General features: G+C 71.5%; 15 protein-coding genes. 12 read left to right on the top strand and 3 right to left on the bottom strand.

The window, feature by feature from the left end:
• The first annotated feature begins 16 nt into the window (after positions 1–16).
• The 4 genes from KLP28_06025 to KLP28_06010 all read left to right on the top strand — a co-directional run bounded on the left by KLP28_06025 (position 17) and on the right by KLP28_06010 (position 3,945).
• Complete coding sequence (locus tag KLP28_06025; GenBank protein QWC86254.1) at positions 17–1,189, top strand: acyl-CoA/acyl-ACP dehydrogenase; 1,173 nt, start codon at positions 17–19, stop codon at positions 1,187–1,189.
• Entirely contained in the window at positions 1,189–1,935 is a 747-nt protein-coding gene (locus KLP28_06020; protein QWC86253.1) for an enoyl-CoA hydratase family protein, read from the top strand. Before KLP28_06025 ends, KLP28_06020 begins: the two co-directional genes overlap by 1 nt.
• Positions 1,936–2,074: 139 nt before the next feature.
• Positions 2,075–3,052: a type IV toxin-antitoxin system AbiEi family antitoxin domain-containing protein gene (locus tag KLP28_06015; GenBank protein QWC86252.1), complete on the top strand. Its 978-nt coding sequence runs from the start codon at positions 2,075–2,077 to the stop codon at positions 3,050–3,052.
• A 182-nt stretch (positions 3,053–3,234) separates the two neighbouring features.
• Entirely contained in the window at positions 3,235–3,945 is a 711-nt protein-coding gene (locus KLP28_06010) for a DUF2071 domain-containing protein (GenBank protein QWC86838.1), read from the top strand.
• A 3-nt stretch (positions 3,946–3,948) separates the two neighbouring features.
• Here the strand turns inward: KLP28_06010 and KLP28_06005 are convergent, their stop codons facing one another.
• Entirely contained in the window at positions 3,949–4,575 is a 627-nt protein-coding gene (locus KLP28_06005) for a hypothetical protein (GenBank protein ID QWC86251.1), read from the bottom strand.
• A 77-nt stretch (positions 4,576–4,652) separates the two neighbouring features.
• Entirely contained in the window at positions 4,653–5,279 is a 627-nt protein-coding gene (locus tag KLP28_06000; protein QWC86250.1) for a hypothetical protein, read from the bottom strand.
• Between the two features lie 200 nt (positions 5,280–5,479).
• Here KLP28_06000 and KLP28_05995 point away from each other — a divergent pair, with 200 nt between their 5' ends.
• The 5 genes from KLP28_05995 to KLP28_05975 all read left to right on the top strand — a co-directional run bounded on the left by KLP28_05995 (position 5,480) and on the right by KLP28_05975 (position 14,784).
• On the top strand, positions 5,480–7,705 hold the full coding sequence (locus KLP28_05995; protein ID QWC86249.1) for an AAA family ATPase: 2,226 nt from the start codon (positions 5,480–5,482) through the stop codon (positions 7,703–7,705).
• The gene (locus KLP28_05990) at positions 7,702–8,874 is read left to right on the top strand and encodes a CoA transferase (protein ID QWC86248.1); all 1,173 of its coding nucleotides are present in this window, start codon (positions 7,702–7,704) and stop codon (positions 8,872–8,874) included. Before KLP28_05995 ends, KLP28_05990 begins: the two co-directional genes overlap by 4 nt.
• Positions 8,875–8,919: 45 nt before the next feature.
• Complete coding sequence (locus tag KLP28_05985) at positions 8,920–9,351, top strand: hypothetical protein (protein QWC86247.1); 432 nt, start codon at positions 8,920–8,922, stop codon at positions 9,349–9,351.
• 140 nt (positions 9,352–9,491) lie between these two features.
• The gene (locus KLP28_05980) at positions 9,492–9,950 is read left to right on the top strand and encodes a hypothetical protein (GenBank protein QWC86246.1); all 459 of its coding nucleotides are present in this window, start codon (positions 9,492–9,494) and stop codon (positions 9,948–9,950) included.
• Positions 9,951–10,086: 136 nt separating this feature from the next.
• Positions 10,087–14,784 carry a glycoside hydrolase family 78 protein gene (locus KLP28_05975; protein QWC86245.1) on the top strand — a complete coding sequence of 1,566 codons (4,698 nt, stop codon included), beginning with the start codon at positions 10,087–10,089 and terminating at the stop codon, positions 14,782–14,784.
• Between the two features lie 78 nt (positions 14,785–14,862).
• On the opposite strand, the gene KLP28_05970 is transcribed toward KLP28_05975, so the two are convergent.
• Positions 14,863–15,996: a LacI family transcriptional regulator gene (locus tag KLP28_05970; GenBank protein QWC86244.1), complete on the bottom strand. Its 1,134-nt coding sequence runs from the start codon at positions 15,994–15,996 to the stop codon at positions 14,863–14,865.
• 160 nt (positions 15,997–16,156) lie between these two features.
• Between KLP28_05970 and KLP28_05965 the strand changes: the two genes are divergently transcribed.
• From KLP28_05965 to KLP28_05955, 3 genes are all read left to right on the top strand, one after another.
• Entirely contained in the window at positions 16,157–17,707 is a 1,551-nt protein-coding gene (locus tag KLP28_05965) for a sugar ABC transporter ATP-binding protein (protein ID QWC86243.1), read from the top strand.
• A gap of 158 nt (positions 17,708–17,865) precedes the next feature.
• Positions 17,866–18,837 (top strand): ABC transporter permease, encoded by a 972-nt coding sequence (locus KLP28_05960; GenBank protein ID QWC86837.1) that lies wholly within the window; start codon positions 17,866–17,868, stop codon positions 18,835–18,837.
• Positions 18,834–19,952, top strand: coding sequence for an ABC transporter permease (locus KLP28_05955; GenBank protein QWC86242.1), 1,119 nt, complete (start codon positions 18,834–18,836; stop codon positions 19,950–19,952). The genes KLP28_05960 and KLP28_05955 overlap by 4 nt, the downstream gene beginning before the upstream one ends.
• Positions 19,953–19,986: the final 34 nt, after the last annotated feature.

Below are 19,986 nucleotides of genomic sequence, written 5' to 3'. Positions count from 1 at the left end.
CGCCAGGAGCGCTGCCATGACCGATGTCCCCTTCACCGAGTCCGCCGAGCGCACCGAGCTGCGTGCGCAGGTGCGCAAGCTCGCGCAGAAGTCGTACGGCCACGACTGGTTCGTCGAGCGCGCCAAGGCCGGTGAGAAGACGACCGACCTGTGGCTGGAGATCGGCAAGAACGGCTACCTCGGGGTCAACCTGCCCGAGGAGTACGGCGGTGGTGGCGGCGGCATCGGCGACCTCGCCGCCGTCTGCGAGGAGCTCGCCGCGGCCGGCTGCCCGCTGCTGCTGATGGTCGTCAGCCCGGCGATCTGCGGCACGATCATCAACCGCTACGGCACCGAGGCACAGAAGCAGCGGTGGATCCCGGGCATCGCCGACGGCACCCACACCATGTCCTTCGCGATCACCGAGCCCGACGCGGGCTCGAACTCCCACCGCATCACCACCACCGCCCGTCGCGACGGTGACGACTGGATCCTGTCGGGTCAGAAGACCTACATCTCCGGTGTCGACGAGGCGAAGTCGGTGCTCGTCGTCGCTCGTGCCGAGGACGCGAAGACCGGCAACCTCAAGCCCGTGCTCTTCGCGGTGCCGACGGACGCCGAAGGCTTCAGCAAGTCCCAGATCCCGGTCGAGATCGTCAGCCCCGAGAAGCAGTTCCAGCTGTTCTTCGACGACATCCGGCTGCCGTCCGACGCGCTGGTCGGCCACGAGGACCACGGCATCGGCCAGCTCTTCGCCGGTCTGAACCCCGAGCGCATCATGGCGGCCGCCTTCGCCACCGGCACCGCGCGCTTCGCGCTCGAGAAGGCCGTCGCGTACGCCAAGGAGCGCCAGGTCTGGGGCTCCGGCCCCATCGGCGCCCACCAGGCCGTGCAGCACCCGCTCGCCGCCAGCCACATCGAAGTCGAGCTCGCCCGGCTGATGACGCAGAAGGCGGCAGCGCTCTACGACGCCGGCGACGACGCCGGGGCCGGCGAGGCGGCCAACATGTGCAAGTACGCCGCCGGTGAGGCCGTCTGCCACGCCGTCGACAACGCCATCCAGGCGCACGGCGGGCACGGCGTCTCCAGCGAGTACGGCGTCGCGTCCCTGCTCGTGGGGTCGCGCCTCTCGCGCATCGCCCCGGTGAGCCGCGAGATGATTCTCAACTTCGTCGGCAACCACACGCTCGGCCTCCCCAAGTCCTACTGATGGGGCAGCTCGTACGCCTCGAGGTCGCCGATTCCGTCGCCACGATCACGCTCGACTCGCCCCACAACCGCAACGCCCTCTCGCGGCAGCTGGTCGGTGAGCTGGTCGAGGCGCTGAGCGAGGCCGAGTCCGACGACGCGGCGAAGGTCGTGCTGCTGCGCTCGGCCGACCGGGTCTTCTGCTCGGGCGCCGACCTGTCGGAGGCCTCGACGGTGCCGATGGAGGAGTCGGCGCACGCGATCGTCGCGCTGCAGCGCCAGATCCTGGCGCACGCGAAGCCGGTGGTCGTACGCCTCGACGGACCCGTGCGCGCCGGCGGTCTCGGCATCGTCGGTGCCGCGGACATCGTCGTGACCGCGGAGGAGGCGACGTTCGCCTTCACCGAGGTCAGGCTGGGTCTGGCGGCGGCGATGATCTCGTTGACCGTGCTGCCGCGGCTGACCTCGCGCGCTGCGGCCTCGACGATCCTCACCGGCACGACCTTCGACGGCACCCAGGCGGAGGCGTACGGGCTCGTCACCACCGCCGTGCCCGCCGACGAGGTCGACGCGGAGGTCGACCGCGTGGTCGGTGAGCTGCGCAAGGGTGCGCCGCAGGGGCTGGCCGAGTCGAAGAAGCTGCTCAACGCGCCGATCATCGCCGACTGCGACGCCCGGGGCGCCGAGCTGTCAGCCCTGTCGTCGCGTTTGTTCGGCTCCGACGCTGCCCGGGAGGCCATGACCGCGTTCCTGGGCAAGAAGGGCTGACGCGAGCCTGCGCCGGCCCCACCGGTGGGTTGCACTCATCTCACGCCTGCAATCCACCGCCGAGGCGCCTCAAGGACGTTATCCACACCCCTGAAGGCGACGGCTCGGCGTCCTGGCTGATCGGGTCGAGGATCGAGGCATGCGATCTCGCGACATCCTGGACCTGCTCGAACGCCAGACCGGCGTCATCTCACGCAACCAGGTGCTCGCCCTGGAAGGCGACGACAACGACCTGCGACGCCTCGTCAGACAGCGTCGGCTCGTGCGGCTCCATCGCGGCGTCTACGTCAACCACACCGGCCGCCCGTCGTGGATGCAGCAAGCCTGGGCAGGCCTGCTGGCCGTCGGCCGGTGCGAGACGGACGGTTCTGCGTCCGAGCGCATCGGCGCAGTGCTCGGTGGAAACTCCGCGCTGCGAGCGGACTGCGGTCCGGGGTCGCGCTGGTCGAGCGCGCCCATCGAGGTGTTGACGGACGATCAGCGACATGTGTCCGCGCCTGAGGGTGTCGTCATCAAACGGATCGGCGATCTCGATCGCGTGGCGCGGTGGAACCTCGGACCGCCGCGGGCGACCGTGGAGCACGCAACCGTGTCCGTGGCGGCGCGCCTGGATCCTCTCGATGCCATAGCCGTGCTGACTGCGGCCACCGGCTCCCGCATGACCACTGCTGATCGGCTGCGCACCGAGCTGGATGCTCGTGTCCGGGTGAGTGGGCGAGGCTGGATCGAGTCGGTGCTCCAGGACATGGCACAAGGCACGTGCTCCGCCCTCGAGCACGGCTACCTCACGCTGGTCGAACGCCCGCACGGATTGACCGGCGCCCGGCGGCAGGTGCGCGACCGCATGGCGTCAGGTGCCGTCTACCGGGACGTCACCTACGACGGCCTGATCGTCGAGCTCGACGGGCTCCAGCACGCACAGACCGTCCACCGGGATGCTGACCTCGATCGGGACCTGGATGCCGCGCTGTCGGGAGAGCGAACCGTGAGGCTGGGTTGGGGCCAGGTGTTCGAGCGACCATGCCGCACCGCGTCGCGGTTGGCGCGCCTGCTGCCGCACGTGCCGATGCACCCGTGCTCATCGGGTTGTCTCGTCGCGCGAGCTGACGCTGCATGAGACTGTGGAGCGTCTTCGCCGGCGCCTTGCAGTCACCAGGTGACTGTGATCCACCGGTGACGCAGGCGTCACGTGAGACGACGGCGTGCGCGGGGCACGTACATCTCGTGAAGGACCGTGCCACCCCCGTCGCCCCCGAGCCCGTCACCCGTGAGGCGCCGCCGTACCGCGGGCCCACGCTGATGAACCAGGACTGGCGCGACCTCACCTTCCTGCACTGGCGGGTGCCGCCGGAGCGCGTCGCGTCCTCCATGCCGCCCGGCGTACGCCCCGACACCCTCGACGGGCAGACGTACGTCGGACTGATCCCGTTCCGGATGGTCGACGCGAGCCCGTTCGACCTGCCCGGCACGCCGTACTTCGGGGACTTCCTCGAGACCAACGTGCGCCTCTACTCCGTCGACGAGCAGGGACGACGGGGCGTCGTCTTCGTCAGCCTCGACGCCGACCGGTTGGCGGTCGTGATGGGTGCGCGAGCGGCGTTCGGCACCCCTTACCGGTGGGCGAGGATGCGTCACCACCGACGCCCCGACCGTCGCGGTCCGGTGCATCGCTACGACGCGCGCCTGCGGTGGCCCGGCGTACGCGGCGCACGCAGCACCATCGAGGTGCGCGACCTCGGGCCCAAGCAGGATGGGCCGACCGAGGAGGACGTCTTCGTCTCCGCTCGTTGGGGCCTTCACAGCGCCGTGCTCGGGAGGACGACGTACATCCCGAACCAGCATGGCGACTGGCCGGTCCACGACGCGGAGGTGGTGCACCTCGACGACGAGCTGCTCGCCTCCGTCGGGTTCGGGGAGCTGGCGCAGCGTCCGCCTGACCAGGTCGCGTTCAGTCCCGGGGTGCACACGACCTTCGGCTTGCCGGGCAGCCGGCGGGAGCTGGCCGGCTGACGGTCAGGCCGCCCGGCGGGGACCGGATCGGATCGGCGCGGAGAGCGTGAGCTGGTTCCGGATCGTGCCGTCCCGTTGGGCGTCGTCGGCGAGGATCCGCTCACCGTCGCGCAGCATCTGGACCATCCCGGCCCCGATCTCGACCCGTCGCGGCGACCCGATGCACCGCCGCGGCACCGAGACCATCGCGACGTCGCCGGTGAAGTCCAGGTCGGCGAAGATCCCGCGACACCGGACGCTGCCACGCGGTCCGAAGAGGGACACGTCGCGGACGGCGCCTCCGCGGAGGTTCAACGCGGTCAGGTCGACGGTGTAGCGCCGCTGAGGTGTGCGGATGTCGAAGACCGGGCCGAGGAACGCGGTGTCGCGGCGCGTCAGGTCGGCGACCTCCACGCGCATGATCAGGCGAGCGATGCCATGGCGTACGCGTAGCTGGACGATGTCGGCGCGGTCCTCCAGCGGCTCCGGCTGCGTGTCGTCGGCATCGTCACCGGTGTCGTCGACGCTTCGCACGTCGCCTGTCGCGTCGTCGTGGTCGAAGGTCTCGGCATGGGCCGGTGCGGCACCGAGGGCGAGGGAGGCGGCGCAGATCAGGGCAGCTGTCGCCGTACGCAGGACGGAGTTCTTCACGGTCACGGCTTTCGAGAGGAGGGGAGCCGTGACCGGTCGGTCCGTGCTGACCGCAGTCTAGGTGCGAGCGGGCCTGCTCAGGCGACGATTCGCGGCGAGAGCGCCGTGCGCTTCGGGGCCCGGCCCACGCGCTGCGCGTCGTCGAGCTGCACCTGGCCACCGTCACGCAGCCGGCTGGTCGCACCGACGCGGACCCAGGCGGGGTCGCCACCCAGGCACGTGCGGGGCACCCGCACGGTGGCGGTGTCGAGGTCGTAGTCCAGCACCCCGGTCACACCGTCGCAGTCGACGGCACCGCGGGAGGAGGGCGTACGCATCTTCACGACCCGATGGTACGCGCCGTCGCGCGCCACGTCGGCGACCCGCACCGCCCAGGACCCCGACGGCGTCTTCAGGCGTACGCGCACGGCCACCACGTCACCGGACGGTCGCAGGTCAGCCATGCCGACCTGCACGTCGACGGTCTCGTACTGGTGCCCGATCACCAGCGAGGTGATGTCGCCCAGGCCGTCGGCGGGGGCCTGGCGGGCCAGCGCGCCCTTCGCGGCAGGCATCGTGCGCGAGGAGGTGTCTCCGTACGCGTCGCCGTGCTGGTGCACCGCGGCATGAGCCGGACCACCCATCAGCGTCAGGGTGGCGGTGGTCGCGACGGCGGTGCAGGCGAGCAACGCCTGACGCGCACGGGTGGGGAAGGTCTGGCCCATGTGGGCCATGGTGGGGGGTCGTGCTAGCAGATGACCAGGGCCTTGAGACCTAGATCCCTCGGATTGATCGATTCTTTACCGAAAAGAGTCCGCCGCGGGCCTCCGAGCCGCACGGCGCACCCCCGCACTAGGGTGTTCTGTCCGCTCGATGCGAGGTCGGGGTCGGACGTCGAGCAGCAGCTGTCACGGAGGGGGTCGCGGTGAGCGACGAGACCGACGCCCAGGTCGCCCGCGAGGTCGCGACCGAGCAGGCGTACGTCGACGAGGTCTACACCCACCTGGAGCGTTCGATCGGGTCGGCCAAGGCGCTGGCGACCGAGGGGTACGCCCGCGGCTCGCTCGGTCACGAGGGCGGCCTGGTCGAGCGGGACGCCATGGTCTACCAGTCCGCGAAGCGCATCGCCCAGCTCGACGCCGCCCACGAGGGGCTCGTGTTCGGCCGCCTCGACATGCTGCCGGAGGTCTCGCAGGCGCCGCGCTACGTGGGTCGGCTGGGCCTGCGCGACGAGGACCACGAGACCCTCCTGATCGACTGGCGCGCCCCGGCGGCCGCGGTCTTCTACCAGGCCACCAGCGCCGAGCCGGCCTCCGTCGTACGCCGCCGGGTGCTGCGGGCCTCGGGCCGCAGGGTCGTCGGCGTCGAGGACGAGCTGCTCGACCCCAAGGCCGGCGCGGACCTCCCGATCGTGGGCGAGGGCGCCCTGATGGCGCAGCTGTCGCGTGCCCGCGACCGGTCGATGCACTCGATCGTCGCCACCATCCAGGCGGAGCAGGACGAGGCGATCCGCGCCCCCACCCGCGGTGTCGTGGAGATCTCCGGCGGTCCCGGCACCGGCAAGACGGTCGTGGCGCTGCACCGCGTGGCGTACCTGCTCTACTCCGACCGTCGTCGCTACGAGTCCGGCGGTGTGCTCGTCATCGGCCCCTCGGGCGTCTTCATGCGCTACATCGAGCGGGTCCTGCCCTCCCTCGGCGAGACCGCGGTGGCGTTGAGGTCGCTGGGAGAGGTCGTCGACGGCGTCCGCGCGGCCCGCGCCGACGTCGCCGCGGTCGCCGACGTCAAGGGGTCCGCCCGGATGGCCGAGGTGGTCCGCCGGTTGGCTCGTCAGGCCGTGCCCGGTGCCCCGGACGAGCTGTCGTACTTCTACCGCGACGACCGCCTGCGGCTCGGACCCCGCGAGCTCGCCGACCTGCGCCGACGGCTGCTGGGCGGGGCCGGCGGTCGGGGCCGGTCTCGCGGGCCGGTGACCCGCAACCGCGCGAAGGCCCGCGTCGGGCAGGTCCTGGTCGACGCCCTGTGGCGCCAGGTGCGCGGCGACCGGGCCAAGGAGCTCGGCAAGGACCACTTCGTCGACACGCTCGTCTCCGACGACGACTTCCGCGACTTCGCGGCGGCCTGGTGGCCCGAGCTCGACGCGGTCGGCGTGATGCGGTGGCTGCGTGACCCGGCGGTCGTACGCCGCGCCGCCGACGGGGTGCTGGACCGCGACGAGGTGGACCTCCTCGCCGAGCACTGGGCCGAGTCGTTGGGCGGGGACGGCTCGTTCACGGTCGGGGACGTCCCCCTGATCGACGAGCTGCGCTACCTGCTCGGCGACCCGCCGCTGGCACCGCAGCGCGACGACATCCTCGCCGAGAGCGAGGAGGAGGTGGACCTGCGTCCGGTCACCACCGTCTCCGACCAGCTGGGCGGACGCTCCTGGGCTCCGCCCTCGGGGCGTACGGAGGACGACGGGTACGCCCACGTGCTCGTCGACGAGGCCCAGGACCTCACACCCATGCAGTGGCGCATGGTCGCGCGCCGCGGCTCGACGGCCACCTGGACGATCGTCGGTGACCCGGCGCAGTCGTCGTGGCCGTACCCCGACGAGGCCGGCGAGGCGCGGGAGGAAGCGCTGCGTGGCAAGGCCCGGCACGCGTTCCACCTGTCGAAGAACTACCGCAACTCCGCGGAGGTGTACGCCTTCGCCGCGGCGTACGCGAAGCACGTCGGGCTCGATGCCGACCTCCCCGAGGCGGTGCGGTCGACGGGCATCGATCCGGTCGAGCTCGCCGCCGACGGTGACCTGCAGAAGGTCGTACGTCGTGAGGTCGTCGCGCTCGCCGAGCAGCTGACCGGCACGGTTGGGATCGTGGTCGAGGCCTCCCGGCAGGCCGAGGTCAACGGCTGGCTGGCCGGCTGGTCGGAGCTCGTCGATGCCGCGCCGCACGCCGGTGAGGCGGCCCGGGCCGAGGCGGGCGGCTACGCCGCGGCGGCGAACGACCGCGTCGTCGTGCTGACCGGCCACGACACCAAGGGGCTGGAGTTCGACGGGATCGTCGTGGTCGACCCCGACGCGATCGAGGCGGAGTCGCGCACGGGGCCGGCGACGCTGTACGTCGTGCTCACCCGCGCGACGCAGCGGCTGGTGCTGGTGCGTCCGTGACGGAGCCCGGTGCGTCTGTGACGGGTGGGGGCGGGGCGCTGGACGGGGTGCGCGTGCTGGACCTGTCCCGGGTGCTCGCGGGGCCGTACGCCGCGATGATGCTGGCCGACCTCGGAGCCGACGTGACCCGTGTCGAGCAGCCGGGCGTCGGCGACGAGACGCGGGCGTGGGGTCCGCCGTGGGTGGCCGCCGGCATCGACGGCGAGGGGAAGGCGTCGTCGTACTTCCTCGGCGTCAACCGCAACAAGACGTCGGTGTCGATCGATCTGCGTACGCCCGAGGGGCTCGCGCGGGTGCGGGCGATGGCGGCGGACGCCGACGTGGTGCTGGAGAACTTCCGTCCCGGCACGGCCGACCGTCTCGGGGTCGGCTACGCGCAGCTGTCGGCGGCGAACCAGGGACTCGTCTACTGCTCGATCTCGGGCTTCGGTTCCGGGGAGGGCGCTCACCTGCCCGGGTACGACCTCGTCGTGCAGGCCGCCGGAGGGCTCATGTCGATCACCGGCCACCCCGAGACCGGCCCCGTGAAGACCGGCGTCGCGCTCGTCGACGTCATCACCGGACTGCACGCGTCGACCGGCATCCTCGCCGCCCTGCGTCATCGCGACGTCACGGGCGAGGGGCAGCACGTCGAGGTGTCCTTGCTGGTCAGCCTGCTGTCGGCGCTGACGAGCCAGAGCTCGGCGTACGTCCACACCGGTGCCGTGGCCGGCCCGATGGGCAACGCGCACCCGTCGATCTCCCCGTACGAGACGGTGCCGACGGCCGACCGTCCGCTGGCGGTGGCGGCGGCCAACGACGGGCTGTTCACGCGGATGGCTCGTGCGATCGGGCGTCTCGACCTGCTGGAGGATCCGCGCTTCGTCTCCAACCCGTCGCGGGTCGAGCACCGGCCGGACCTGATGGCCGAGCTGTCCCGGACGTTCGCGACGCGGGGAGCCGACGACTGGTTCACGGTGCTCGTCGAGGCGGGAGTGCCGGCCGCACCCGTGAACGACATCTCGCAGGCCGTCGCGCTGGCGGAGTCGCTGGGCCTGTCGCCGGTGACCCGACCCGAGGTCCCGCGGGCGGACTTGGGTGACGGTCACGGGGTGGCGCAGGTGCGGAGCCCGTTCACGATGTCGCGTACGCCACCGCGGCACCGCACGGACCCGCCACCCCTGGCCTGATCACGCCTCGGGGAACCGGTTCGGTTCGCGCTGCGTCGAAGCCACATGGCAGACCAACCGAACGCGAAGACGAGGAGCAGCTGGCGCGTCGGCGTCGTGGGTGCAGGTCTGGGGGCCGTGGTCGTCGGAGCCTTCGTGTGGTGGGGACACGGCACCGGGCCGCAGGAGATCGACGGCGTGGTGCTCGTCCGCGACGACAGGTCGCTGGCGACGGAGGCGATCGCCGGGTTCGGGTGGTCGGCACCGATCGTGCTCCTGGAAGATCGATGCGTCGGCTTCGAGAGCGACGACGGGTCGACGCTGGCCGTGTTCCCGCCCGGGGCGCAGCTGTCGGTGCGAGGCGGAGGCGTCGTCGTGACGCACGACGACGAGCGCTTCGCCCTCGGCAGGACGTACGACTTCCAGGCCCACATCATGCCCGTTCCGGCGGGTGTGCCCGACGAGTGTGCTGCGGCCGACGCGGTCAGGCTCGACTGAGCCAGTGCGGCGAGCTCGACCCGTGCGCCTGTCAGGTCTCCCGGCCATTCGGGGTGACGTACGCACGGGTGAAGGCTGACGTACGCACGGGTCAGGCGCGTGCACGGGAACCGTGCGGCCGGGTCCCGCGTCCCATGGGCATGAGCTCACGCGTACGCCTCGCCGCGTCGGGGCCCGCTCGCACGGCGACGACGCGACGTCGCGGCACCACGGGTGCGGTGAGGGCTGCCGGACTCCTGGTCTACGTGGCCCTCTCCCGGCTTCTCGCAGCCTGCGGTGGGGCGGTCACGGCGACGGCGTCGTGCTCGACGGCCCAGCCCACGCTCGACATCGCCGCGACGTCGATCTCGCCGGGGGAGCGCGTCCGCGTCACGGGGATGTACTTCACCGAGGGGTGCCCGGACGGCAGGCCCTCCACCGACGTCCGGCTGGTGGTCCATCAGCGAGGTGAGGCGTACGCGTTGGGGACGACCGATGCCCGTCCCGACGGCACGACGGTCTGGACGGTTGCCGTCCCGTCAGCGCTCGTCGAGGGCCGAGGGGTCCTGCGCGCCGACCTCTCACAGGAGCTGCGCGTACGCGTGACCGCAGAAGACTGACCCTGCCTGGCGGCCGCAGATCGCGTGGCAGACGGGTCCGTAGCTCTCTCCAGGTGACCCTTGACGACCTGTGACGAGCACCATACCGTCAGCGCTTGTGAAACCTTTCAACCCTCGCACCGAGTTGGAGCTGACCATGACCTCACGTCCTCCGCGGACGCCCCGTCGGGCGTCATGGTGGGTCGGCCTCGTCGCCGTGGCGACGGTCGGCGCCTCGGTGATGCTGCCGGCCCCGGCGACCGCCGCCCCGACCGCCGCAATCGCCCCCGCAGCCCCGAGCGCGAGAGCGCAGGCCGCTCCCGGGAGCGTGGCGTCGGCAGCGCCAACCGCCCTGCGCACCGCGCAGCGCACCGGACCCGTCGACCTCGAGCCGGGCACGAAGCCCGCTCTCGGCTGGCAGCCCCCGATCGGTGGTCCCGGTGCGGGCGATGGCATGCAGAGCGCCTACCGGGTGCAGGTCTCCGCCGCGGGCGCCCCGGCAGCCGAGGCCACCGTGTGGGATTCGGGCAAGATCGAGTCCGAGCGCAGCCAGAGCGTCGCGTACGACGGCCCTTCACTGGCTGCATCGGGCGGCTGGACGTGGCGCGTACGCACCTGGGACGGCGACGGCACGGCGTCGGACTGGTCGGCGCCCGCCTCGTTCGGGACCGGCCCCGGCAGCAGCTGGAGCGACTCGAGCCCCGTCTGGTCGCCCTCGGTCGCCGAGGGCTGGACCGACGCCACCTACTCCGGCACCTTCGCCGTCGAGTCGGTCGCGGCGAGCGTGACCTTCCGAGCCACGAGCACGAACGACTTCTACATGTGGCAGTTCCGGGGGGCGTCAGCCGGCGCCGACGCGAACACCCTTAAGGCTCACGTCACGAGCAACGGCAGCTACCGCGTCATCAGCATCGACGCCCTGCCGTTTACGCTGATGAACGGTTCGACGTACGAGTTCCGCATCGCCACGCAGGGATCTCGCATCGTCACCGATCTGCGCCCCGCGGGTGCGCAGGAATGGAGCCGGGTCAGCTCGATCACCGACGGCACCCACGCCGCCGGCGGCATCGGCTTCCGCACCGGGAGCTCGGAATCGGCGTTCTTCGACGACCTCAGGGTCAGCGCGGACGACTCCGTCCTCTACGCCAACGACTTCTCCGCCGGAGCCGAGGAGTTCGCCTGCGGCGAGTTGCGCTCGGGCCGGCTCTACGTCGCCAGGAGCCGCAACTGCCTCACCGGCGCGGCGTGGCAGGACTACACGACCGAGGCCGACGTGCGCATCGAGCCAGGCACCAGCACCGCTGCCCTGGCCATCCGCGGCACTGACGCGGGCTACTACCTGGTGCAGCTCAAGCAGGGCAGCCCGGAGGGTCTCGTCGAGATCTACGCCAACCGCGGTGGCAGCTTCGACCGGCTCCGCAGCGTTCGTGTGCCCGGCATCGCCGTCGCAGCTGACGAGCTGCACGCGCTGCGTGTCGAGGCCCGCGGCACGACGCTGCGCACCTACGTCGACGACGTGCTCGTCGACACCCTGGTCGACACCACCTACCGCACCGGGCGTCCCGGCGTACGCACCGGCGGCTTCGAGGCCTTCGAGGTCGAGCGCCTCGTGGTCACCCCGATCGGCGGTGACCCTGTGATCGACACAGACTTCAGCGACGGCAAGAACCCCCTGACCTGCGGTCAGGTCTCCGCCGGGACCCTGACGGTGTCCCGCGGCTCCTCATGCCTGACCGCGGAAGAGAGCAACGACTGGACCTTCCTGCGGGGCGAGGCTGTCCCGGCCGACAAGGAGATCGCGTACGCCCACCTCTACACCGCCGGCGCCTCCGCACAGCCGGCGCGGGCCTTCGTGCACAAGGTCTGGGTCAATGGCACCTTCGTGGGCATCGGGCCCGTGCGGCCGATCCGCGGGGAGACCCGCTACGACGGCTTCGACGTCACCGGGCTGGTGCGTCCGGGACAGCCCAACGCCATCGGGGCGCTCGCGCACACGACCGCCGACAAGCGCTTCCAGGCCGAGCTCGTCGTCGGCTACGCCGACGGCACCTCCGACGTCTTCGGCTCCGACGACACCTGGCGGTCCCTCGCGGGCTTCGAGGCCTACCCCGCCAGCGGTGACATCGGCACGCAGTACTTCACCGCGCCGATGGAGGACGTCGACAACCGCGCCTACCCGACGGGGTTCGCCGAGCCCGGCTTCGAGGCCGCGGGTTGGGAGTCCCCGGTCGTGAAGCCGGCTTTCGACGAGCTGCTGGCGACCCCGACGGCCAAGGTGGAGCGGCAGCTGCGCGACCCGGCCTCGGTCACCGAGACCTCACCCGGCTCGTACGTCATCGACTACGGACGATCCTGGTTGGGCGGCCTAGCGCTGGACCTCCGAGGTGAGGCCGGCCAGCGGCTCGACATCCGGTACGGCCAGGTCCTCGAGAACGGCTCGGTGAAGTACCGCACCACCGCGGGCAACACCTACCGCGACCAGTGGACCCTCAAGGCGGGCCGCAACCAGATCGAGACGTGGGGCATGCGGGTGTTCCGGTACGTCGAGGTCAGCGGCGCCCCCACGGGGCTCGGCGCCTCTGACTTCCCGGCGATGGCGTACGTCTACCCGTTCGACACCGACGGTGCGGTGTTCGAATCCTCCGACGCGGAGCTGAACAGCGTGTGGGAGCTCTCGCGCAACACCCTCGAGGCGCTCAACGGCAATCTCTACGTCGACTCCTGGGAGCGCGAACGGCAGCCGTACGAGGCGGACTCCTACCTGCAGCTGCTCGCGAACCTCTACACCACGTCCGACCCGACGCTGGGTGACTTCTCCACCGACTACCTGTTCGTCCAGCGCACCTGGCCGACCGAGTGGCCGATGTACGTCATCCTCGCGGTGGCCGACGGGTTCGAGCAGACCGGTGACGCCGCCGCCCTGGCGCGCCGCTACGACGCGGTGAAGTCCAAGCTGCCCGAGCAGTGGTTCGAGGCCGAGACCGGCCTGATCCGCAAGAACTCCGGCTCGAACGGCGCCAACAGCTGCACGGACTGCGACATCGTCGACTGGCCTGCCTCGGAGCGCGACGGCTTCGTGTTCCGCCCCTACAACACGGTGATCAACGCCCTGGCCGTGCGGTCCTACCGTGCCATGGCGACGATGGCCACCGAGCTCGGTCGCACCGCCGACGTGACGGCCTACACCCAGCGGGCTGACACGATCGCGGCCGCGGTCAACGAGCGCATGTGGGACGAGGAGCGCGGGGCCTACCGCGACGGTCTGAACGCCGACCGCACCCCGGTGAACCACTTCGCGTTCCAGTCCAGTGTCTTCGCCACCGCCTTCGGCGTGGCAACGCCGGACCGGGCCGACCGGGTGGCCGACTACATCAGCGACCGCGGCATGAATTGCAGCGTCTACTGCGCGGCGTTCGTGTTCGAGGCGCTCTACGACGGTGACCGAGCCGACATCGCGTTCGACCTGCTCACCGCAGACGGCCTGCGCAGCTACCTCAACATGGTCCGCGTCGGAGCCGGCGCGACCATGGAGGCCTGGGACGTCAGCATCAAGGGCAACACCACCTACTCCCACCCGTGGGCGGCGTCCCCGGCGTACGCGATGCCGCAGGGCATGTTCGGCATCCGGCCGACCACGCCTGGCTACCGCACCTTCGACGTGCGGCCGCAAGCGGACAGGTTGGACTGGGCGAACGTCACGGTGCCCTCGGTGCGCGGGCACATCGGGGCGGCGTACGACCGCGTCGGCGACCGTGTCGACGTCGGGGTGCACGTGCCGGCCAACAGCACAGCGACCGTGGCGCTGCCGAAGGTGCCCGCCGGCACCGAGACCGTGTACGTCGACGGAGTCGCGACGCCGGTCAAGGTCACGGGCGGCTACGCCGAGGTCGCGGACGTAGGGCCGGGCTGCCACGTGCTGAGCACGCAGCGGGGTGTCGCGGTGGCCGACAACGAGCGCCTCACCACGGTCTGCCCGTCCGGGTGGTCCTCTCCCGATGTCGTCGCGCCGACGGTGACGGTCGCGGTCGACCCGGCCGAGCCGGACGGCCGAAACGGCTGGTACGTCGGCGAGGTCGCCCTCGAGGCGTCCGCCACCGACGACTCCGACGGTCCACTGACCATCGAGATCCGCTCCGGCTCCGCCGGCGAGCTCGGCGACTGGACCGCCTACCCTGGCCCCGTCACGGTGCCGGAGGGCGAGACGGTCTTCGCCGTACGCGCTGCCGACGAGACGGGCAATGTCTCGGACGTGGAGCGGGTGGAGGTCTCCCGCGACGCCACGGCACCGGGTCTGATCTGGAGTGCCGCGCCGGAGGACGGCACCAGCTTCGGTGCCGGCCAGGTGCCGCAGCAGGCGCCCACCTGCACGGCCACCGACGACCTGTCGGGGCCTGCAGGATGCGAGGTCACCGGCTGGTCGACGGAGCCGGGCGAGCACGCGCTGACCGCGACGGCGTCCGACGTGGCCGGCAACACGACCGTGGAGCGCCGAACCGTCACGGTGCGCGAATCCTGGCAGGTACGCGGACTCGAGCGTACGAAGGGTGCCGACGGAAGCCCCGTCAAGGCCGGCTCGACCGTGCCGATCCGCTTCATGCTGCTCGACTCCGCCGGCGAGGTGCGCCGGTCCATCGACGCGGTGAACGACATCCGGCTGTACGTCGGCTGCGTCGCCGAGGAGTCGCGGGCGGACGCCGGGGACCTCCGGTTCGCGACCCGCGGTGGCGGTCTGTCGGTCCAGGACGACGGCTTCGCCGTCAACTGGGCGACGCCCCGGGGCGCCTCGGGCTGCCACACCGTCGTGGTCGAGGTCGCCGACGGCACCGAGCACGCCGTGGAGGTGATCCTGCGCTGAGCAGCGACGGCCGGGCACGACCCGGTCGGACAGCGACCGCCCCCGACCTGCGATCCGGTCGGGGGCGGCCGCGTGTCGTCAGGGTGTCCGTGTCGATGCCCGGGCGACGACCTCCGGCTCGAAGACCACCCGACGGTGCGTGTGCGGGGTGCCCTCACCCTCCGCCAGGAGGAGCTCGGTGGCGGTACGTCCGAGGTCGGCACGCGGTTGGCGTACGGACGTCAGCGGCACCGCGGCCGCGCCGGCGAACTCGATGTCGTCGTAGCCGATGATCGCGAGCTCCCCCGGCACGCTGACTTCTCTGCCGACCATGCCCTGGAGCACACCGAGCGCGACCAGGTCGTTGGCGCAGAAGGCGGCAGTCGGGCGGCGATCCACGTCCTGCGCCAGCAGCGCCTCGCACGCGGAGAGGCCATGGGTGACCGTGAGGGCCGGGGTGTCGATGACCGTGAGGTCGGCGGCGGCGCGCCCGGCCGTCGCCCACGCCTCGCGAGCCCCGGCGAGACGGTCGGCGACCTGACCGAGACCGAGCGGGCCGCCGACGAAGGCGATCCGGCGATGGCCCCGCTCCACGAGGTGCTCGACCGCGAGTCGTCCGCCCAGGTGGTCGTCGACGGCGACCGAGCACAGGGCGTCGTCGTCGCGGACCCGGTCGACAACGACGAGGGGGACTCCACGGGCGCTGACCTCGAGGAGCCGGGGCGAGCCCGGGTCGACCGCGGTGACCATGATGCCGGCGACGCGCTGCTCCACCAGGCGGTCCAGGTGTGCCTGCTCGCGCTCGGCGCGGTTCCCGCTGTCGCACAGGAACAGCGTCAGGTCCGCTGACTCGGCGCTGCCCTCCATCGCCCTGGCGACGTCGGTGAAGAACGGGTTCGTGGCGTCGAGCATCACGTAGGCGAGGACGCGGCTGCGACCCGCGCGAAGCGTCCGCGCGGACTCGTTGCGCACGAATCCGAGCTCGCGCACCGCCTTCAGCACCCGCTCGCGGGTGGCCTCGCTCACCCGGTCTGGACGGTTGAGGACGTTGGACACGGTGCCCAGCGAGACTCCCGCAGCGATCGCGACGTCCTTCACCCCGACGGAGTGGCGGGGTTCGGGTGGCTGGCTCGACTCGCCCGCGCCGCGCGTCTGGCCTGCGGGGACACGGCCCGGGGGTCGATTCACAGCACTCCTGCTCGTGGAAAGCGGACTGTCCGCCTCCACGGGCATGCTAGGCGACGCTGATGCTCGACTGGTGACCGTTCAGGCGCCCTCCGTGCGCTGTCGCCAGGCCCCGCTGCGATTTCGTAATCACTCGACCCTTGACGTGTGTGGTCGTGGTCACTAGCGTCGGAGATCACACATTGAAACCTTTCAATCAGGAGGGTGCATGAGCGAGCAGAGCCAGGTGACGCTCCAGCTCCACGACGTCACGAAGAGTTTCGGTGCCGTACGCGCCCTGACCTCGGGCACCCTCGAGGCGCGCGCCGGATCGATCCACGCGCTCGTCGGCGAGAACGGTGCCGGCAAGTCGACCCTGGTCAAGATCGTCGCCGGCGTGCACCGTCGCGACGGTGGCGACCTGAGGCTCGAGGGCGAGAGCGTCGACTTCTCCAGCACCAGCGAGTCCAAGGCCGCTGGTGTCGCGGTGATCTACCAGGAGCCGACCCTGTTCCCCGACCTCTCGGTCACGGAGAACGTGTTCATGGGACGCCAGCCGCTCAGCCGCGGCCGACGCATCGACCGGCGCGAGATGGATCGTCAGGTGCGCGCCCTCTTCGCGCGACTCGGTGTCGACATCGACCCACGACGTCCCGCCCTCGGTCTCAGCATCGCCGACCAGCAGCTGATCGAGATCGCGAAGGCCGTCTCGCTCGACGCGACGGTCCTCATCATGGACGAGCCCACCGCCGCACTGTCCGGCGTCGAGGTCGAGCGACTCTTCGCCGTCGCCCGTGGGCTGCGGGACGAGGGCCGCGCGCTGGTGTTCATCTCCCACCGCTTCGACGAGGTCTTCGACCTCTGCGACACCATCACCGTGATGCGCGACGGGGCGTACGTCGGCACTCGCCGGACCGCCGAGACCGACCCCGAGGAGATCGTGGGTCTGATGGTCGGTCGCGAGGTCGGCGATCTGTTCCCCAAGACGCCTGCCCAGCTCGGCGAGACCGTTCTCGAGGTCGAGGGCCTCGGTGCGCGCGGCGTCTTCTCCGACGTCAGCCTCACGGTGCGCGCCGGCGAGATCGTCGGCCTCGCGGGGCTGGTCGGCGCGGGACGCAGCGAGATCGCGCGTGCCGTGTTCGGGGTCGACCGCTACGACGCGGGGTCGGTGCGGGTCTGCGGCGAGGCCGTGCGCCCCGGCAGCCCCCGGGCCGCCGTCGAGGCCGGCATGGCCCTGATCCCCGAGGACCGCCGCCAGCAGGGCCTCGTGACCGAGGCCTCGGTCGCGCGGAACGTGGCGGGCGTGATCCGACGTGGCCTCGGACGCGCCGGCATCCTCACCATCTCCGACGAGACTGCCGCTGCCGCTCCCTGGGCCGCGCGGCTCGAGGTCAAGACCGGCGCCCTGGACCTCGGCGCGACGACGATGAGCGGAGGCAACCAGCAGAAGGTGGTCATCGCCAAGTGGTTGGCGACGGAGCCGCGTCTGCTGATCATCGACGAGCCCACCCGGGGCATCGACATCGGCACGAAGTCCGAGGTGCACCGTCTGCTCTCCGACCTCGCCGGCCAGGGCCTGGCGATCCTGATGATCAGCTCGGAGCTGCCGGAGGTGCTCGGCATGGCCGATCGCGTGCTCGTGGTCTGCGAGGGGCGGATCACCGCTGACCTCGACCGCTCCGAGGCCGATCCGACGACGGTGATGCAGGCGGCGACGCGGACGGCCGCGCGGGCGGACGGCACGGCGTCCGGTCGCGACGCCGAGGCGGTGGCCTCGTGAGCGCCGACGCCGCCGCCGCCCGCTCCGCGACCGCTCGCGGTTCCGCGACGGCCGCGACCTCCACGGAGGAGGCCGGCACCGGACCGGGGCCCGGTCGACCTCCGACCCGCCAGGGCCCGCGGTCGGGGCCGGCACGTGCGCGCGACGCCGCGACGACCCTGATCCGGTCACGAGAGCTGTCGATCGCCCTCGTGCTGGTGCTGGTCGTCGCGCTGGCGACGTTCCAGACGCCCAACTTCCTCTTCAGCTCCGGTGGATGGCGCGACCTCCTGCTCACCCCATCGATCCTCATGATGCTGGCCGCCGGCCAGGCGGTCGTCATCATCACGCGCAACGTCGACCTCTCGGTCGGGTCGGTGCTCGGGCTGACCGCCTACCTCACGGGTCGCCTCTTCATCGACGTGCCGGGCATCCCCATCGTGGCGGTCGCGGCGGCGGGTGTCGCGGTCGGTGTCGTGCTGGGCCTCGTCAACGGCTTGCTGGTGACCTTCGGACGGGTGCCGGCCCTGGTCATCACGCTCGGCACCCTGTACGTCTACCGCGGCATGGTGCTGACCTGGGCGGGAAGCGACCGCGTGAACGCAGGCGACCTGCCTCGGCCGTTCCTGCAGCTGGGTGTGCGGTCCGTGCTCGGCGTGCCGGTGCTCTTCTGGCTGGCGCTCGCCGTCCTGGTGGCCGTGGGGTACTTCCTCCACACCGCGCGCTCGGGCCGCGAGATGTACGCCATCGGTTCCGACCCCGACGCCGCCGAGCTCTACGGCCTCCCCGTGCGCCGGCGCGTCCTGAGCGCCTTCATGCTCTCGGGCGGACTGGCCGGGCTGGCAGGCGTCATGTACGCCGCGCGCTACGGCACGGTGAGCTCCGGCGCCGGCCAGGGCCTCGAGCTCGAGGTCGTCGCCGCCGTCGTGATCGGAGGAGTCGCGATCTTCGGCGGTTCCGGCACCGTGTGGGGCGCCGCGGTCGGCGCCGTGCTGCTGGTGACCATCAATCGGGCGCTGCCGATCCTCGGCATCCCCGACTTCTGGCAGCAGGCCGTCGTGGGCGTGCTCATCATCGCCGCGATCGTGCTCGACCGGGTGCTGGCAGCCCGCCGCGCCCGACGATTGACCGAGACCGAGGAGAAGGCATGAGTGCCACCGTCGAGTCGCCGCGTCCCGACACCGGCACGAGCACGGCGACCCAGCGTGCTTACCGCGATCACGCCCACCCGCTGTGGCATCGCCTGCTGCTGACCCGCGAGAGCGCGGTCGTGGCGCTGCTGCTCGCCGTGGCGGCGTACGCGTTGGCGAGCGTCGACAACTTCGCCGGACCGCTGACGCTCACGTTCCTGCTGCTCGACACCGCGCCGATCCTGCTGATCGCCCTGCCGATGACGATGGTGATCGTCACCGGCGAGATCGACCTCTCGGTCGCCAGCATCGTCGGTCTCGCCAGCGTGCTCACCGGGCTGCTGACCCAGGCCGGGCTCCCGATGTCGCTGACCCTGCTCGTCGTGCTCGTCGCCGGGGCCGGCGCGGGCGCCTTCAACGGATTCCTGGTCGCGTACGTCGGCCTGCCCTCGCTCGCCGTCACCATCGGCACCCTCGCGCTCTTCCGCGGACTGGCGGTGGGCCTGCTGGGCACCACCGCCATCACCGAGTTCCCCGACGCCTGGTCCGACCTCGCAACCGCCACGATCGGGGCGAGCGGGGTGCCGTACGTGATCGTGCCGTTCCTCCTGCTGCTGGTGCTCTTCACGTGGCTGCTGCACTTCTCGGCCTTCGGCCGCGGTGTCTACGACGTCGGACTGAGCAGCGAGGCCGCCCACTTCACCGGTGTCGACGTCGAGCGGACCAAGTTCCTCCTCTTCGTGCTCTCGGGTGCTGTCTCCGCCTTCGCCGGCGTCTACTTCACCCTGCGGTTCGGCAGCGCCCGCGGCGACAACGCCACCGGCTTGGAGCTCCAGGTGATCGCCGCGGTCCTGCTCGGTGGCGTCTCCATCTTCGGTGGGCGAGGTCGCCTGCACGGCGTCATCGCCGGCGTGCTGCTCATCGGCGTGCTGTCCTCCGCGCTGCGCCTCGAGGGCGTCACCGTCAACGTCATCAACATCGTCGTCGGCCTGCTCCTCGTCGCCTCGGTCGTCTCACCGGTGGTCATCGAACGTCTCGGCAGCCTGCGTGCCTCGCTGTCGCGCCGCCTCGCCGCTCGGTCCTCCGGCTCGGGGGCCCCGACAGGTTCGTCCAGCTCGTCCCGATCGGGGGCCTAGCCCCTGCCGTCACCACACGTCACCTCCGCATCCC

This window comes from Nocardioidaceae bacterium (assembly GCA_018672315.1).
Classification (GTDB): domain Bacteria; phylum Actinomycetota; class Actinomycetes; order Propionibacteriales; family Nocardioidaceae; genus TYQ2.
The sequence above is the reverse complement of the archived record's forward strand: the minus strand, read 5'-3'. Positions and strand labels throughout refer to the sequence as shown.

What these genes read in the sequence shown, in the direction of transcription:
- KLP28_05965 (QWC86243.1), top strand. Translation starts at nt 16,157, where the DNA reads ATGAGCGAGCAGAGCCAGGTGACGCTCCAGCTCCACGACGTCACGAAG.
- KLP28_06025 (QWC86254.1), top strand. Translation starts at nt 17, where the DNA reads ATGACCGATGTCCCCTTCACCGAGTCCGCCGAGCGCACCGAGCTGCGT.
- KLP28_05955 (QWC86242.1), top strand. Translation starts at nt 18,834, where the DNA reads ATGAGTGCCACCGTCGAGTCGCCGCGTCCCGACACCGGCACGAGCACG.
- KLP28_05975 (QWC86245.1), top strand. Translation starts at nt 10,087, where the DNA reads ATGACCTCACGTCCTCCGCGGACGCCCCGTCGGGCGTCATGGTGGGTC.
- KLP28_06010 (QWC86838.1), top strand. Translation starts at nt 3,235, where the DNA reads ATGAACCAGGACTGGCGCGACCTCACCTTCCTGCACTGGCGGGTGCCG.
- KLP28_05980 (QWC86246.1), top strand. Translation starts at nt 9,492, where the DNA reads ATGAGCTCACGCGTACGCCTCGCCGCGTCGGGGCCCGCTCGCACGGCG.
- KLP28_06015 (QWC86252.1), top strand. Translation starts at nt 2,075, where the DNA reads ATGCGATCTCGCGACATCCTGGACCTGCTCGAACGCCAGACCGGCGTC.
- KLP28_05970 (QWC86244.1), bottom strand. Translation starts at nt 15,996, where the DNA reads ATGCCCGTGGAGGCGGACAGTCCGCTTTCCACGAGCAGGAGTGCTGTG.
- KLP28_05985 (QWC86247.1), top strand. Translation starts at nt 8,920, where the DNA reads ATGGCAGACCAACCGAACGCGAAGACGAGGAGCAGCTGGCGCGTCGGC.
- KLP28_06020 (QWC86253.1), top strand. Translation starts at nt 1,189, where the DNA reads ATGGGGCAGCTCGTACGCCTCGAGGTCGCCGATTCCGTCGCCACGATC.
- KLP28_06000 (QWC86250.1), bottom strand. Translation starts at nt 5,279, where the DNA reads ATGGGCCAGACCTTCCCCACCCGTGCGCGTCAGGCGTTGCTCGCCTGC.